The organism is Cohnella sp. CFH 77786 (genome assembly GCF_019400745.1).
GTDB lineage: Bacteria > Bacillota > Bacilli > Paenibacillales > Paenibacillaceae > Cohnella.
On the sequence record NZ_WJIB01000001.1, the window covers coordinates 546,078 to 561,927 of the forward strand.

Annotated in this window: 12 protein-coding genes; 5 read left to right on the forward strand and 7 right to left on the reverse strand. The window is 60.4% G+C overall.

The features are described from left to right. Positions 1 to 11: 11 nt before the first annotated feature. Complete coding sequence (gene pdaA, locus GE107_RS02580) at positions 12 to 800, forward strand: delta-lactam-biosynthetic de-N-acetylase (RefSeq protein WP_370636219.1); 789 nt, start codon at positions 12 to 14, stop codon at positions 798 to 800. A 1,246-nt stretch (positions 801 to 2,046) separates the two neighbouring features. On the opposite strand, the gene gpr is transcribed toward pdaA, so the two are convergent. Next, positions 2,047 to 3,042 carry a GPR endopeptidase gene (gpr, locus tag GE107_RS02585; RefSeq protein ID WP_219637892.1) on the reverse strand — a complete coding sequence of 332 codons (996 nt, stop codon included), beginning with the start codon at positions 3,040 to 3,042 and terminating at the stop codon, positions 2,047 to 2,049. Between the two features lie 126 nt (positions 3,043 to 3,168). Here gpr and rpsT point away from each other — a divergent pair, with 126 nt between their 5' ends. Then, the gene (rpsT, locus tag GE107_RS02590; protein WP_219637893.1) at positions 3,169 to 3,441 is read left to right on the forward strand and encodes a 30S ribosomal protein S20; all 273 of its coding nucleotides are present in this window, start codon (positions 3,169 to 3,171) and stop codon (positions 3,439 to 3,441) included. Between the two features lie 161 nt (positions 3,442 to 3,602). On the opposite strand, the gene GE107_RS02595 is transcribed toward rpsT, so the two are convergent. Next, entirely contained in the window at positions 3,603 to 4,883 is a 1,281-nt protein-coding gene (locus GE107_RS02595; protein ID WP_219638020.1) for a dicarboxylate/amino acid:cation symporter, read from the reverse strand. Between the two features lie 140 nt (positions 4,884 to 5,023). Next, positions 5,024 to 6,070 (reverse strand): DctP family TRAP transporter solute-binding subunit, encoded by a 1,047-nt coding sequence (locus tag GE107_RS02600; protein WP_219637894.1) that lies wholly within the window; start codon positions 6,068 to 6,070, stop codon positions 5,024 to 5,026. Positions 6,071 to 6,120: 50 nt separating this feature from the next. On the opposite strand from GE107_RS02600, the gene GE107_RS02605 reads away from it, so the two are divergent. The 3 genes from GE107_RS02605 (at position 6,121) to GE107_RS02615 (ending at position 9,977) form a co-directional block, all read left to right on the forward strand. After that, the gene (locus GE107_RS02605) at positions 6,121 to 7,725 is read left to right on the forward strand and encodes an ATP-binding protein (RefSeq protein ID WP_219637895.1); all 1,605 of its coding nucleotides are present in this window, start codon (positions 6,121 to 6,123) and stop codon (positions 7,723 to 7,725) included. Continuing rightward, positions 7,722 to 8,468: a response regulator gene (locus GE107_RS02610; RefSeq protein WP_219637896.1), complete on the forward strand. Its 747-nt coding sequence runs from the start codon at positions 7,722 to 7,724 to the stop codon at positions 8,466 to 8,468. Before GE107_RS02605 ends, GE107_RS02610 begins: the two co-directional genes overlap by 4 nt. Positions 8,469 to 8,540: 72 nt before the next feature. Then, positions 8,541 to 9,977, forward strand: coding sequence for an NAD-dependent malic enzyme (locus tag GE107_RS02615; protein ID WP_219637897.1), 1,437 nt, complete (start codon positions 8,541 to 8,543; stop codon positions 9,975 to 9,977). Positions 9,978 to 10,208: 231 nt separating this feature from the next. Here GE107_RS02615 and holA read toward each other — a convergent pair whose 3' ends face one another. From holA to GE107_RS02635, 4 genes are all read right to left on the reverse strand, one after another. Then, the gene (gene holA / locus GE107_RS02620) at positions 10,209 to 11,240 is read right to left on the reverse strand and encodes a DNA polymerase III subunit delta (RefSeq protein WP_219637898.1); all 1,032 of its coding nucleotides are present in this window, start codon (positions 11,238 to 11,240) and stop codon (positions 10,209 to 10,211) included. A 211-nt stretch (positions 11,241 to 11,451) separates the two neighbouring features. After that, positions 11,452 to 12,489 (reverse strand): anti-sigma factor family protein, encoded by a 1,038-nt coding sequence (locus GE107_RS02625; RefSeq protein ID WP_219637899.1) that lies wholly within the window; start codon positions 12,487 to 12,489, stop codon positions 11,452 to 11,454. Then, positions 12,486 to 13,034 (reverse strand): RNA polymerase sigma factor, encoded by a 549-nt coding sequence (locus GE107_RS02630; RefSeq protein ID WP_219637900.1) that lies wholly within the window; start codon positions 13,032 to 13,034, stop codon positions 12,486 to 12,488. Before GE107_RS02630 ends, GE107_RS02625 begins: the two co-directional genes overlap by 4 nt. Positions 13,035 to 13,175: 141 nt before the next feature. Continuing rightward, positions 13,176 to 15,797 carry a ComEC/Rec2 family competence protein gene (locus tag GE107_RS02635; protein WP_219637901.1) on the reverse strand — a complete coding sequence of 874 codons (2,622 nt, stop codon included), beginning with the start codon at positions 15,795 to 15,797 and terminating at the stop codon, positions 13,176 to 13,178. Positions 15,798 to 15,850: the final 53 nt, after the last annotated feature.

The following is a 15,850-nucleotide window of genomic DNA, read 5'->3' on the forward strand; positions in this document are numbered from 1 at the left end:
GTGGATTCACTGTGCATCGCAGCTTGAAAATCCTCTTGTGTTCCGCCGCTTTATTCGGCCTCCTCGGTTTCGGAGTTCTCGCTTCCGCTCAAGAAGCCGGACCGTTCCATTTCGGGTTCAAAAAAAGCAAAAACGGCGAGCTTCCGTCGATCGCGCAGGAAGGGTTCATGGGCATTCTGCGGAAGCATCAAGCCGTTTTCCTTGGCGACACGGGAAAAAAAGAGCTGTATCTCACCTTCGACAACGGATACGAGAATGGGTACACGAAGAAAATCCTCGACGTGCTCAAAGAGAAAAAAGTGCCCGCCGCTTTTTTCGTGACGGGGCACTTTATCCGGGATCAGCCGGAATTGGTCAAACGGATGGTGAATGATGGCCACGTCGTCGGCAACCATTCGTGGAGTCATCCGGACCTGAGCCAGGTGTCAGCCTCGCGGATCCAAGAGGAATTGGAGAAGGTGCGTCAGGGAGTGGCGGATCTGACCGGCCGGCAGGAGATGAAGTATTTGCGGCCGCCGCGCGGCATCTTCAGCGATCGCATGCTGCAGGTTTCCCGGACGCTCGGCTACACCGGCGTCTTCTGGTCCGTCGCGTACCGGGACTGGGAAATCAACCGCCAGAAGGGCATGCAATACGCTTACGGCAGCGTGATGGGCCAACTGCATCCCGGCGCCGTCATTCTCCTGCACTCCGTATCGGCCGACAACGCGGCCGCACTCGGGAAAATCATCGATGACGCCCGGCGGCAAGGTTACGTCTTCAACAGTCTCGATCAGATGCAGTTGAAAACGTACCGGTGATTTCCCAGACGGAGAATGCCCCGGATGCGGCCGTTCGATCAAAGCCGGAGCCGATGCAGCAGGTCTGCCTGCTGTTTCGGCACTCCGCACACGTTAAGCCTGCCGCGCCGACTTAACTCCCTCCATCCGCCGCACTCCGCACACGTTAAGCCTGCCGCGTCGACTTATCTCCCTCCATCCGCCGCACTCCGCACACGTTAAGCCTGCCGCGCCGACTTATCTCCCTCCATCCGCCGCACTCCGCACACGTTAAGCCTGCCGCACCGACTTAACTCCCTTCATCCGCCGCACTCCGCACACGTTAAGCCTGCCGCACCGACTTAACTCCCTTCATTCGCCGCACTCCGCACACGTTAAGCCTGCCGCACCGACTTATCTCCCTTCATTCCCCGCACTCCGCACACGTTAAGCCTGCCGCACCGACTTATCTCCCTTCATCCGCCGCACTCCGCACACGTTAAGCCTGCCGCACCGACTTAACTCCCTTCATTCGTCATTTTGCCTACTACTCCATACTTCTCCGGGTTTTTCCGGGTAAAAGCAGTTCTTGGGCGGGGTGTTTCGGCTCTCCAGCCGGGTTTTTCCGGGTTACAGCAGTTCTTGGGCGGAGTTTCGGCTCTCCAGCCGGGTTTTTCCGGGTTACAGCAGTTCATGGACGGAGTTTCGGCTCTCTAGCCGGGTTTTTCCAGGTTACAGCAGTTCATGGGCGTAGTTTCGGCACTCTAGCCGGGTTTTTCCGGGTTACATCAGTTCATGGACGGAGTTTCGGCTCTCTAGCCGGGTTTTTCCGGGTTACAGCAGTTCTTGGGCGGAGTTTCGGCACTCTAGCCGGGTTTTTCCGGGTTACAGCAGTTCTTGGGCGGAGTTTCGGCACTCTAGCCGGGTTTTTCCGGGTTACAGCAGTTCTTGGGCGGGGTTTCGGCACTCCAGCCGGGTTTTTCCGGGTTACAGCAGTTCTTGGGCGGAGTTTCGGCTCTCCAGCCGGGTTTTTCCGGGTTACAGCAGTTCATGGACGGAGTTTCGGCTCTCTAGCCGGGTTTTTCCGGGTTACAGCAGTTCTTGGGCGGGGTTTCGGCACTCTAGCCGGGTTTTCCGGGTTACAGCGGGTTGCTGCGGATGCAGCGGGCCGTGGGAGTTTTTGCGCACAATCAACGCCCATGCGAAAAAACCTGTTGAAGCTCTTCAACAGGTTCAAACGAAACCCCGACCCCCTCAACATTCGCATGCAGACACCAAACGAACGAGCTCAGTGCGTATAGGCAGCCACGTTGTTCGTATCCACCGCTTCGTGCAGGGCGGCGTTGAGTCCGCTGGCGATGATGTTGGCGATATCTTCCATGAATTTGTCGATTTCCTTGGGCGTCACGAGCAAGTCGTGGCCGAGCGGCTGCAGCACCTCGCGCACGAGCTGGAGACGCTCCTGCTCCTGCATCGTGCCGAACACCCCGAACAGCGGCTGCGTGTTGTCCGTCTGCTTCTTCATATGATCGAATACCATATCCAACGTGTTGTTCACGATCGTCGAAGCGTAAACCACCGTCGGAACGCCGATGGCGATCACCGGAACGCCTAGGATTTCGCGGGTGAGGCCCCGTCTTTTGTTGCCGATGCCGGAGCCGGGGTGAATGCCGGTATCCGCGATCTGGATCGTCGTGTTGACCCTCTCCAGCGATTTGGCGGCCAGCGCGTCGATGGCGATGATCAGATCGGGCTTGGACTTCTCCGCGATGCCGGCGACGATGTCGCTGGACTCGATCCCCGTCGTGCCCATGACCCCGGGCGCGATCGCGCTGACGGGGCGGTAGCCCGGGGAAACGTCCCCCGGCATCAATTCGAAATAATGGCGGGTGATCATGATGTTCTCCACCACCAAGGGACCGAGGGCGTCGGGGGTGACGTTCCAGTTGCCGAGACCCGCGATGAGCACGCTGCTGCTCGGCCCCACGCCGATCCGGGAGAGGAACCCTTCGAACTCGCGGGCGAACGCCGTGGCCACCCGATCCTGCAGGTCCGTGTCGCCGTCCCGCAGCTCGGGAACTTCAAGCGTGACGTAGTGCCCTTTCATTTTGCCGATTTTTTGCGAGCCTTCGTCCGTCTGGATCTGCATCCGCGTGACCAGAACGCCTCCGGCGTTTTCCGTCTCGCTCCAAACGCCCGGGATGGGGCCGCCGTGCGCGGCCATCTCTTGGGCCTCCAAGGCAAGGTCGGTCCGTACGTTATAGAGGTTCAAATCGATCGTCATCGGGTATGGAGGGCCCCTTTCGGATACGGATGGGAGAGGGATTATCGCTTGCGTTTTACCCCCCTGCATGATAGAATGTTACAAGTTGTGTGGAGAAATACCCTTGTTTTGCAGGAGGTGAAAAGAATGCCGAACATCAAATCCGCGATCAAACGGACGAAAACAAGCGAGAAGCGCCGTCTGCGCAACGCTTCCCAGAAATCCGCCCTGCGCACGGCCGTGAAAGCCGCCGACCAAGCAGTCGTCGGAACCGACATCAACGCAGCGAAGGACGCGCTCGTCCTGGCTCAGAAGAAGCTGGACAAAGCGGTGACCAAAGGCCTCATTCACAAAAATGCAGCTGCCCGCAAAAAGTCCCGTCTCGCCAAAAAATTGAACGCTCTGTCCGCACAAGGCTAAGCAGCCGGTGCTTGACACATAAGCCGTACGCGAAAAAACCATCGGTTTTCCGGTGGTTTTTTTGTTTCGCCTCTCAATCCCCGCACGAAACGTGGCCGGCAAACGCGAAACAGACGCATGCGATTGCATGCGTCTGTTTCGATTCGGGGAATCCTAGCAAATCAGGAAACGGCCCGCGGTTTCACCGTTTCGATTTTCAGTTCCTCCTGGGCCTTGCGGCTTGCGTTCTCGTCGAACTCCTTTTCCATTTTGGAGACGACGACCGTCGCCACGCCGTTGCCGATCAGGTTCGTAATCGCCCGGGCTTCGGACATGAACCGGTCGACGCCGAGCAAGAGCGCGATCCCGGCCACCGGAATCGAAGGAAAAGCCGCGAGCGTCGCCGCCAGCGTAATGAAACCGGAACCGGTCACGCCGGCCGCGCCTTTGGACGTCAGCATCAGGATCCCAAGCAGGGTCAGCTGCTGCCACGGCGACATATCTACACCGTACGCCTGGGCGATGAACATCGCCGCCATCGACAGGTAGATCGCCGTGCCGTCCAAATTGAACGAATACCCCGTGGGCACGACCAGACCGACGACCGACTTCGAACAGCCGTACTTCTCCAGCTTCTGCATCAAGCGCGGAAGCGCGGATTCGGAGGAAGACGTGCCGAGGACGAGCAGGATTTCTTCCCTGATATACCGAATGAACTTGAAGATGCTGAATCCGTACATCTTCGCGATGCCGCCAAGCACGAGCACGATGAACAGGAACATCGTCAAGTAAACCGATCCCATCAGCTTGCCCAGCGAAAACAGCGATCCGATCCCGAACTTGCCGATCGTATACGACATGGCACCGAACGCGGCGATCGGAGACAGCTTCATGATCATGCCCACGATTCCGAAAAACACTTGGCTCAGCCGTTCGAAAATCTGCACGACCGGCGTCCCCTTTTCCCCCATGGCCGCCAGGGCAAGCCCGAACAGAACGGCGAAGAACAGGATGGGCAGCAGCTCGCCTTTGCTCATGGCCGCGACGACATTATCGGGCACGATGTTCGAAATGAAATCGACGAAGCCGTGACTCGTCTCCGCGGCAGCCGTCGTGTACTTCGAGATGTCGCCTTTGGCCGCGCTCATGTCGACGCCGTGACCGGGTCGGACCACGTTCACGACGAGCAATCCGACAGCCAGCGCGATCGTCGTGACGATTTCGAAATAGATCAGCGCTTTCCCGCCGATGCGGCCGACTTTCTTCATGTCTCCCATGCCGGCAATTCCGGTCACGATGGTGAAGAAGACGATCGGCGCGATGACCATTTTGATCAATTTGATGAACAGATCCCCGAGTACTTTCAGTTGAACTCCGGTGGAAGAGAAGAAATGGCCGACCAGTACGCCAAGCGCGATCGCAATCAGCACCTGAACCGTTAAATTGCGGAAATTGATTTTCATCATGGTTGCTCCTCGCCGCATAAAATTTTGAAAGCGGTTGCATCTCACGCTTCTCATTTTACGGGCTGGGTCAGCGGGCGACAACGTAATGGCCATACTGGTCTTTTTGGTCTTTTCGGTCACGGCTGCGGCATTTTCGGTCACGGCTGCGGCAGCCGTACCCGGGCCATCAGCTCCGGTCCGATTTCCCTGGCGAACTGCGCGTACAGAGGCTCCAGAACGGAGATCAACGCTGCCCGGTTGTCGGGCGACAATGCGTACAGCGTCAGCCCGGAGTCCCGTTTCATCCGGTTCAAATTGTCCTCGTTCAGCTCCGCGGCTTTGCGGGCGATCCAAGCGGCGGTTTCCCGGGCGGACTCCTCGATCGCCGTTTGCACGGAGCTTGGCAGCCGGTTCCAGAAATCGCCGTTCGTCATCACGGCATACCCGAGGAAACTGTGGTTGCTGATTGTCAAATACTTTTGCACGCGGTACAGTTTTTTGGTAAACATATTGGATAACGTGTTTTCCTGGGCGTTCACCTCGCCCGTCTCCAGGGCACGGTAGGTTTCGTTGAAAGGGATCGCCGACGTCTGCGCGGAGAGCAGGCGGTACTGGGCTTCGATCACCCGGCTCGGCTGGATCCGGAACCGCTGTCCCTTGAAATCGGCAGGCTCCCGGAGCGGGCGCACGGAGCTGGCCATTTGCCGGAACCCGTTGTCCCAGAAGGCGAGTCCCTTCAAGCCTTTGCGATCCAGCGTCTCGAACAGCAGCCGTCCGACTTCCCCGTTCAGCGCGGCGTGAACGTCGTCCAGACTGTCGAAAATGAACGGCAAATCCAAGACGTACCATTCGGGAATGCCGTTCGACACATTGGAAAAGGACGGGGCGATCATCTGGATGTCCCCGCGTCGAAGCGCGGCTATTTCCGTATCCTCGTCGTAGAGCATGCCGTTCGGAAACACCTGGACCTCCGCTTTGCCTTTCGTTTTCTCGGCCACGAGACGGGCGAAATGTTCGGCGGCCAATCCTTTCGGCGTGTTCTCGGCGACGACATGGCTGAATTTGATGACGATGCGTTCTTTCAGGCCTTCCTGTTCGGCATCGTATGCCGCGGCTCCCCCGAACAGATCGGGGCGGAATCCGACGGCGACCGCCGTCATCAAGCCGATCGCGACGAACAGGGCGATGGCGATCGCGGATTTCATGTTCGGATCGCCCTCCCGTTCGGTTCGGGAATCCTGTTCCGGCAAGGAGAATGCCTATGCGCTTGGTCAATTTGCGAATGCATTGGAAAATCACCCTGCTTTCCTTCGGCATCGTCCTTTTCTCGCTGCTCATTGGAAGTCTTATTTTACTCGGAATCTTGTTCCGGGTTCAAGAGCGCGAAACCGGACAGCGCCTGCTCGTCACCGCCAGAACCGTCGCCGAGCTGCCCTCGGTCCGTCAGGCGGTGGTCCGGCCGGACGGCTGGCGGGAGATCCAGCCGATCGCCCAGCGAATCCGCGTCATCAACGATGTCACCTATCTCGTCATCCTGAATATGGACCGGGTCCGCCTGTCCCACCCGGACGCGGACAAAATCGGAACCCGGCTGAACTCCCCGGACGCGGAACCGGCGTTCGCCGAACATACCTACAGTGCCCGAACGAGAGGGGAAATGGGACAAGCGGTCCGCGTTTACGTGCCGATCATGAACGAACAGCACGAACAGATCGGGGTCGTCATGGCCGGATGGCTGTTGCCGACTATACGGGACATCATCCTCGGGCAGCGGCAATATATCGCCGTCACGCTCTCCCTCTCCCTGCTGTTCGGGGTTTGCGGCTCGCTCATGCTCGCGCGGAATATCAAACGGCAAATGTTCGACCTGGAGCCGCATGAGATCGCCCGCATCCTGCGGGAACGCACGGCGGCGTTCCATGCGATGCACGAAGGCGTGATCGCGATCGACAGCAACGAGAAGGTGACGATTTTCAACGAGCGGGCCAAGGAGATTTTCGGCTTGCAAGGCGAGCTCGTTGGCCAGCCGATCCGCGAGGTGCTGCCGGACACCCGCCTGCCGGAGGTGCTTCGGCTTCGGCAGCCCATCTACAACCAGGAGGTCGTTATCGGCGGAACGCTGATCTGGAGCAACCGCATCCCGATCAAGCTCGGGGAGCAGACCGTCGGGGCCGTCGCCATTTTCCAAGACCGAACCGAAATCACCCGCATCGCGGAAGAATTAACCGGAGTCAGAGCATTCGTCGACGCCCTCCGCGTACAGAGCCACGAATACATGAACAAGCTGCACACGATTGCCGGCCTTCTGCAGCTCGGCCAGCCGGACAAGGCGCTGGGTTACGTATTCGACGTCAAGGAACAGCAGGAAGAGCTGAGCGGCTTCCTCTCCTCGCGGATCCGCGACCAGAACGTTTCCGGCTTGCTGCTCAGCAAAATCCGGAGAGGCAAAGAACTGGGCATCCGCGTCACCCTCGATTCCCGCAGCTCCCTGCGCCGTTTTCCGCGGCACTTGGACCATCACGATCTCGTGCTGCTGCTCGGAAACCTGATCGAAAACGCGTTCGACGCCGTGCTGAACGCAGGCAAACCGGACAAGGACGTGTTCGTCAGCATCGAGGAATCCGACGGCATGCTCTCCATACTCGTCGAAGACAATGGCGCCGGGATGGACGAAGAAACGCGGAGCCGCATGCTCGAACCCGGGTATTCCACCAAAGCCGCGGAGGGCCGGGGGATCGGCCTTCACCTTGTCCGGCAGGCGGTCGACAAAGGAGGCGGCGAGCTCCTGTGCGAATCGTCTCCCGGTGGAGGAACCGCATTTACCCTCACATTTCCGTTGGAAGAAGGGATCGAACGATGAAAGAATACCGGGTGGTCCTGATCGAAGACGATCCCATGGTCCGGGAGGTCAACCGCCAATTCATCGAGAAAGTGCCGGGATTCCGCGTCGTCGCTTCGGCTTCGGACGGGCAGGAAGGCATGCGGATCGTGCGGGAGAAGCTGCCTGATCTTGCGATCATCGATATTTTTATGCCCGGAATGGACGGAATCGAAACGCTCCGACAGATGCGCAGGGAAAACCTGCCCGTCGACGCGATCGTCGTCACGGCCGCCAAAGACGCCGCAACGATCAACCAGATGCTCCGCGGCGGAGCGATCGACTACTTGATCAAGCCGTTCGAGGCTTCGCGCCTTCAGCAGGCCCTGCAACGTTACCGGATACTCCGCGACCGGTTGGAGCGGAATCCGACCTTGTCCCAGCCCGAGCTCGACAGCGTCCTGCTTGCCGCAGAACATCCCGGCGGAACCCGCGGCCGGTCCACAGGCGCCCCCTCGTTCCCGGATCAAGACCAGCTGCCCAAAGGACTGAACGCCGTGACGCTGAGACAAATCTGGTCGATCCTGCAAGCCGCGGAATCGGAGCTCTCCGCCGAGGAAGTCGCGGACAAATCCGGACTCGCCCGGGTAACGGCCCGCAGATATTTGGATTACCTGGAGAAAAACGAATGGATCCGGCTGGACATGCGGTACGGAGGCGTCGGTCGCCCGGTCAACCGGTACACGATCGTCCGAAACCAAAATGACCAAAAAGGACCGATATGATCAAAAACTTCCCAGCCCCCTCATGAAAACGCTACCCTGATTCCATCGAATGCTAAGGGAGCGTGCTTACTTATGGCTTTACCGGCAGGAACAAGCGCCAGCATCATTCTTCGGGTGGAACTCAGCTCCGCGAACTTCGGCCAAGTGGCCGCGGCGGTCAGCGACGCCGGCGGAGACATCGTCGCCGTGGACGTGATCCGGGCAGGCAAGCAGGTCTCGGTTCGCGACCTTACCGTAAACTTGACCGACCCGCTTCAGAGCAGCCGGATCGCCGCGGCCGTACGGCAAGTGCCCGGCGCCAAGCTGGTGAACGTGTCCGACCAGACGTTTCTCATGCATCTGGGCGGGAAAATCGAAGTGACGGCGAAAATGCCGATCAAAAACCGGGACGATCTGTCCCGCGTCTATACGCCGGGGGTCGCGCGGATCAGCACGGCGATCCATGAAGATCCCGCCAAAGCGCATACGCTGACGATCAAGCGTAATACGGTCGCCGTCGTTTCCGACGGGTCGGCTGTGCTCGGGCTTGGCAACATCGGCCCGCTTGCCGCCATGCCGGTCATGGAGGGGAAAGCGATGCTGTTCAAGCAGTTTGCCGGCGTCGACGCTTTCCCGATCTGCTTGGATACGCAGGATACGGAGGAAATCATCCGGACGGTCAAGCTGCTCGCGCCTGCTTTCGGCGGCATTAACCTGGAGGACATTTCTTCGCCCAGATGCTTCGAAATCGAACGCCGTCTGGCCGAGGAGCTGGACATTCCCGTCTTCCACGACGACCAGCACGGCACGGCGGTCGTCCTGCTCGCCGGGCTGCTGAACGCGCTGAAGCTGGTCGGCAAACCGCTCGAGGCGTGCAAAATCGTGTTTTGCGGCATCGGCGCCGCCGGCATCGCCTGCACGAACATCCTGCTGTCCGCGGGCGCCCGGAACGTCATCGGCGTGGACAAGCACGGCGCGATCGTCCGCGGGGCCGATTATCCGAACGAAGCTTGGAACGAGTACGCCGCACGGACGAATCCGCTGAACGAGAGCGGCTCTTTGTCGGAGGTCATCGAAGGAGCCGACGTGTTCATCGGCGTATCCGGTCCCGGCGTCCTTACGGCCCGCGATATCCGCAAAATGGCCAAAGACCCCATCGTGTTCGCGATGGCCAATCCGAGTCCGGAAATCTCGCCCGAAGAAGCAGAGCCTTACGTCAGGGTCATGGCGACGGGAAGGTCGGATTACCCGAACCAAATCAACAACGTGCTCTGCTTTCCCGGCCTGTTCCGCGGTCTGCTCGACAGCCGGTCCACGCGGGTGACGGAATCGATGAAGCTGGCCGCCGCCAAGGCGATCGCGTCGGTCGTCACCGACGACGAGCTGAGCGAGCAATATATCATTCCCAGCGTGTTCAACCATCAGGTCGTCGAAAAAGTCCGCGAAGCGGTCATCCAGGCAGCGCTTGAAGCCAACGTCGCCCGCAAAGGCGCCTCTTCGTTCCCGGAGCTCTCCGCTTCGTTGACCTGAAATCGATATGCCGGACTCGCCTCGCCAGTCAACTATTGAGGGGAAACCTCCCACTATTTCCGATCATTTCATGGATTTGGGTGCCGAAATCAGATACACGTATGACGTTCCTGCGTGCGAGTCACAATATCCGCTTCGCAAGATGAACAAAGCAAAACCGGGAGCGCCAATGCCGTAAACGCGCCGAAAAACCTCCGACCGCCTGACAATCAGGGGATCGGAGGTTTTTCGTCATTGCGCTTTTTCGGAGGAGGTTCTGAGCAGGAACAGCTCGAGTCCGAGCGCCTTGTCGGTTTGACCGGTCTTCATGGCGTAATCGAGATCCGCGAGTTCGGACAGCAGGCGGGCCAGCCGGCTTGTGCTGAATTTGCGCGCCTGCTCGGACGTGATCTTGACCGCGTAGGGATGCAGGCCGAGCTGCCCCGCCATTTGCTGCGGCGAATAGCCTTGTCCGCCCAGTTCCTTCACGTACAACATATTGCGGATCTGACGGACGATAAGCGACATGAGCTTGATCGGCTCTTCCCGCTGCCGGAGCAGATCGTGGTACAGCGCCAGCACCTTGTCGGTCCTCAGAGCCGCCAGCTCCTCGGTCAGCTTGAACACGTTCTGCTCGGTCGCGGCGGGCACCAATTCGCGAATCGCGGCGACCGTGATCGTTCCGCCTTCGCCCGCATGCAGGCACAGCTTGTCCGTTTCGGCAGCCAAAGCGTGCATATCCGTACCCACCCGCTGAAGGAGTTCGGCGGCCGCGCCTTCAGCCATCCGGCGGCCTTGCTTCCCCGCTCTGGCGGCCACCCATTGCAGCAGCTCGTCCGCCCCGAGGGGAGCGAAATTGACGGCTGCGTCGGCGGATTTGACGGATTTGACCAACTTCTTCCGCTCGTCCAACTTCTCGTGCGGCACCAGAAACACGAGCACCGTCGTTTCGAGCGGCTGCTTCAAGTAGTCCGCCAGCCGTTCCGGCCTGTGCTCGATCTTGGCCGATTCCTTGCCCGACGCCAGCAGAACGCTGTCCCGCACGAGAACGATTTTGCGCGGCACGAGGAAGGGAAGCGTCTCCGCTTCGTCCATGACGGCGTCGAGCGGAGACTCCGCCGTGTCGAAACGGACGACCGCCATGTCCCGATGCTCCGGCTCGGCCAATTGGTCCGTCAATCGATCGGCGAATTCGTTCATCAAATAGGACTCCGTGCCGAAGCAAGCGTAGAACGGACGGACCTTTCCTTCCCTCAGCTCGCGAAACGCTTGTCTTGCCTCCATCCGATACGCCTCCACGTCTTTCGACTCTTATCATAACAACAAAGAGATCACGCCACGAATGGGACGCGATCCCTTTGTCCTCGGACATCTATATCAACGTTCGCCGGCCGGCCCATGGAACCGTGCGCGAACGACCGTGACGACGTCCTTCGGACGGCGTCGACACCATCGGTACAGCATACGCGGAGCGCATGCGGAACGTGACAATGGATCAACGCGAGGCTTCTTTCATTTCCGGAACCTTCAGGTACATTGGGGTTTGTTTCCCTTCCGGGTCCGTGAAGGTGTAATCCAATTCCGTGCTGCTCTCGTTCCAGACGAGACCGCTGCGCTTGCCGCCTTCCGGAGTCGGGCCGAATGCGAGGCTGCCGTCGCTTGCGTTGAAGACTTGCAGCACCCCGTCGGTCAAGACCGCTTTCCATTTGCCGTCCGGGGACAGCGATTCTTCCTTGGCCGCCGTGAGCGTGACTCCCTTGTCAGAAACAGGCGGCTCGGCGGGAGAATCGGAAGGGGTCGCGGCGAAGTATTGGTCCGCGTTCTCCCCGTGCGTACCTCCGGTACCGGCGTTCGCGGCCGGAGAACCGGATGGCGCCGCGTTGGACGCTCCGTATGAGCCGGATGCCCCGCCGCCTCCGGACGAAGGCTCTTGCGACGCAGCTCCTTCCTTGGAAAGCTCTTTGCTCGAAAAGTTTCGCGTGGTCGTATCGGGAGCGAGGAATGTGGACGATGACCCAGCCGGCGGCTCCTGAGCTTCGCCATATTGGTCTTTCGTCGTTAATTTCATGCTAAAGCTCTTATCCGACGTCGAGGCCGACTCTTGATTCGCCGCCGCTTCCGGCGCGGAAGCCGCGTCCTGCTGGCTGCTCCCCAGCCGGCCCGTGAACGGACCGTTCACCAGCAGCACGCCTACGGCAATCCCCAGTGCTACAACGCCAGACAGCTTGGCGATCCAGCTTCGGCGAGGGCGTGAGGCCCGCCGGCTTCTCGGGGCGAGCGAAGCCTCCCCGCCGGTCTCCGCGGCCGCGGCATCCCAATCGCCGAGCTCCGGAAGGATTTTGTCGACCAAGCTGTATGGAGGAACGACGCGGGGCAGCTGTTCGAGCCCCCGCGACAGATTGACCAGCTTCTCCAGCATGGCGGCGCAATCGGGGCAATGTCCGACATGATCCATCAAGAGCGAAGTCTCTTGCTCGTCCAGGTCATGGTCGACATGGCGCTGCATCAGCTCCATCACCTCTTCGCAGTTCATCCGCGGACACCACCCTTCTGATAGTCGTGAAGTAAATGCTGCAATTGCTGCCGGGCCCGGAATAAGTAGGATTTCACCGTATTCAGGGGAAGCCCCAACGAATCGGCGATTTCATTGTAGGAAAAATCCTGCAGGTAGCGGAGTACGACGACGGTCCGGTGATGCTCCGGCAGCTTGCCGATCGCCTCCCGGATTTCTTCCGCCGCGTAAGCCGAGAGAACCTCTCCCTCCACGTCGTCCTTTGCATGGAAAACGAGCTCGTGTTCGTCGATCGAAACGGAGGGACGTTTACGGCGGAACTTGTCGATGCAGATGTTCGTCACGATCCGCTGCACCCAGGTTCGGAATTGGGCCTTCTCCTCATAGGAGCCGATTTTCGTATAAATGCGGATAAGGGCTTCCTGCGCCGCATCCAGCGCGTCCTGCTCATGGTTCAGCAAATAATAAGCCGTACGGTAAACTTGTTGCTCGATCTCGCGGAGCAGCGATACGAGCGCATCCCGATCGCCCGCTTGCGCGGCCTTGATCAGCGCCGGCTCCACCACAGAAGATCCTCTCCTCCCCTGCAACCACTCAGACGTCCGTGTCCTCCGAAAGGTTGCACCGCGCCGGAAGCCTTTTTTCCGGCTTTGCGGACAATACTTTTAGTCTAGCAAAAATGGGGCGTGGCGCACAGCCCTATATGCTCATGGCGCAACGGTTTCTCCGGACGGGCGTTTCGTTTGGCGCCATAACGCTCCCCGGGGCGTCACCCGGTAGCGGACCTCGCCGTCCCGGTCCGTTCGGAGCACGGTGAGCCCCGCCCCCGCCAATCTCGCAACCACGGCGGGATGCGGGTGCCCGTACGGATTGCGCCGACCGACGGAAATCACCGCCTCCGACGGCTTCCACCATGCGAGCCAATCCGGACTGGTTGACGTCTTGCTTCCATGATGGGCCGCCTTCATGACATCAACATGCGTGTCCCGCCGCCGAAGCATTCCCGCTTCCCTGGCTTCCCGTACGATATCGGTCTCGCCGCGCGTTTCGACGTCGCCCGTCAGCAGAAACCGCCTGCCGTATACCGTCAGCATCAGCACGACGCTGCTCTCGTTCTGCTTGTCCAGGACGGGCAGCGGAGCCGGGAGCTCGGCTGGAGGGACGCTGCCGCCCCTGTCCGTCTCCGGATCCGGAAACAGCACTTCGATTTCGGAGGAATTGTCCGGTTTCCATTTCATGCCGCTTTTCGCCGCGTAAACCGGGATTCCGCGCCTTTCCGCCTCGCGGAACAAACGGTCCGCCCCCGGGCTTCGTTTCCAAGTTCCGTTCCAAATCACGGCCCCAACAGGAACGCTCTTCAGCACGGCTTCCGCGCCTCCCATATGGTCGGCGTCCAAATGGGTGATGACGAGCGCGTCAAGCGCGCGGACGCCTCTCTGCCGGAGCAAGGGAACGAGCAGCTTCCGGCCGATTTCGTACGGATCCCGGCGTTCCCGCCATTCGTCCCCGGGTTTGCGGAACACGACCGTCCCCCCGGCGTCCACGAGCACGTGTTTTCCAGAGCCGGTCCGGATCAAGGCCGCGTCCCCTTGACCGACATCGAGAAATTGGACGTAAGCGTCCGCGTCCAGGAAGGCGGGCCGGTACCCCCACAGCAGCCATCCTCCCCAGACGAAGACGAGCGAGGCTCTAACGGCCGCCGCTCGCAGAAGAGACCGACTTGGCGCGGCATGGCTCTCCGCCAAAGGAAGCGTAGCATCCGTCTCCAGGCCGATCGCCCCGGTCTCCGTCTCCGCTCGTTTGAGGGCAGCTTTCCGGCGCAACAACCAAACCGTTCCCCCGATCAAAACGTAAGCGCAGACGACCCACAGCCTCGACGGCTGGGGCCAAACCGTACGGAGCGTTTCGGCACGGTTCAGGAATTCGACGATCCAGAAGGTCAAGCGGTTGCCGGCGGAAGCCAGCATCGCCGGAATCGCGCCAAGCGGCGCCCAAGCGGCGCCAAGCGCGACGGATGCCATGCCGAGCGGGAGCACAGCGAAGCTGATGAAGGGAACGAGGATCAGATTGGCCGGAAGCGAGAGCAGGTGAACGCCGTGAAAATAGTAAACGGTGAGCGGAAAAGAAACCGTTTGAGCCGTGATGCCGACCGCCAGCGCTTCCCGGAGGAACCGGGGGCGGACGCCTCTCAGGGCGCCGGCCGCGAAAGGCGTGAACAAAAGCAATCCTGCGGTGACCGCGAACGAGAGCTGGAAGCTGACGTTTTCGACGACGTGCGGATCCCAGATGACCATAGCCAGTGCCGCGGCAGCGAGCAGATGCAGGCCGTCCTTGAGCCGATGCCGCTTGGCCAGGACCAAGGCGATCATGGCCATCAGGCAAGCCCGCACCGCCGAAGGGGAGGCCCCCGTTACCAGCATATAGAAAGGCATGGCGGCAAAGGCGATATCGATCGTGCGCTCCCTCGTCAATCGGCACAGCGCGCCGAACCGGAGAATCACGAAAACGACGACGCCCACGTGCAATCCCGAAATGGCGAGCACATGGGTAAGACCGAGCCGGGAGAAAGCGTCGTATTGGCCGGGATCGACCTCATCCGAGATGCCCGCGACCAAACCTTTCATGTATCCGGCGTCTCCATTCGGATAGAGGCCATCCATCAACCGCCCGATCGCGGCTCGGAGATCGTCCATCGCGCGCAAGGGAAGGAGGTGCGGCGGAACGGCCGCCTTGACGGGCTCGACCGACTCTGCCCCCCGGACGGACCATTGCCACCGGATCCCTTGCCGTTCCAAGTAGATCCGGTAATCGAAAGCACCGAAATTGCCCGCGTCTGCCGGCTTTTCCGGGATCCCCGCCGCCCGGATCCGGTCGCCCCGTTTCCAGGCGGAAGCGGCGGCTTGCTCCGCCTGCTCTTTAAGCTTGACCCTGACCAGAACCGTTTCGCGGATCGGAAATTCCCCTGATGAATCCTCTCGGAGCCGGTCGGCCGACAAACGGAAGGTCACGATATCCCCGTCCGCCTCCGGCGGAGAGACGATCGTCCCTTCCGCTACCGCGCGAACCGGGACGGATCCCGTCCGCCAGCGCGCCGAGAGGTCGGACTCGCCGGTCTTGTCAACCCAAGCCCGTTCAGCGGACGCGAGCAGCAACGCGGCCAAGCAAACGCAAGCCAGCCGTCCGGTCAGACCGCCCGTCAGCCAACAACCCGTTAGGACAAGCACAAGCGCTGCGTACGCCGTCAGTTGGCCGGTTCCTGGCCAGAGAGACGGTACGGAAGCGCCGGCGAGCCAACAGCAAGCAAAAGCCACAAGCGGCCGTTCGTTCATCGGTTCTCTCCTCCCGCCGAGCGGGAAGACAAAAACACCTCCCCCGCCGGATG

What these genes read in the sequence shown, in the direction of transcription:
- gpr (WP_219637892.1), bottom strand. Translation starts at nt 3,042, where the DNA reads ATGACGATCGATTTGAACCTCTATAACGTACGGACCGACCTTGCCTTG.
- rpsT (WP_219637893.1), top strand. Translation starts at nt 3,169, where the DNA reads ATGCCGAACATCAAATCCGCGATCAAACGGACGAAAACAAGCGAGAAG.
- GE107_RS02595 (WP_219638020.1), bottom strand. Translation starts at nt 4,883, where the DNA reads ATGAAAATCAATTTCCGCAATTTAACGGTTCAGGTGCTGATTGCGATC.
- GE107_RS02600 (WP_219637894.1), bottom strand. Translation starts at nt 6,070, where the DNA reads ATGAAATCCGCGATCGCCATCGCCCTGTTCGTCGCGATCGGCTTGATG.
- GE107_RS02605 (WP_219637895.1), top strand. Translation starts at nt 6,121, where the DNA reads ATGCCTATGCGCTTGGTCAATTTGCGAATGCATTGGAAAATCACCCTG.
- GE107_RS02610 (WP_219637896.1), top strand. Translation starts at nt 7,722, where the DNA reads ATGAAAGAATACCGGGTGGTCCTGATCGAAGACGATCCCATGGTCCGG.
- GE107_RS02615 (WP_219637897.1), top strand. Translation starts at nt 8,541, where the DNA reads ATGGCTTTACCGGCAGGAACAAGCGCCAGCATCATTCTTCGGGTGGAA.
- holA (WP_219637898.1), bottom strand. Translation starts at nt 11,240, where the DNA reads ATGGAGGCAAGACAAGCGTTTCGCGAGCTGAGGGAAGGAAAGGTCCGT.
- GE107_RS02625 (WP_219637899.1), bottom strand. Translation starts at nt 12,489, where the DNA reads ATGAACTGCGAAGAGGTGATGGAGCTGATGCAGCGCCATGTCGACCAT.
- GE107_RS02635 (WP_219637901.1), bottom strand. Translation starts at nt 15,797, where the DNA reads ATGAACGAACGGCCGCTTGTGGCTTTTGCTTGCTGTTGGCTCGCCGGC.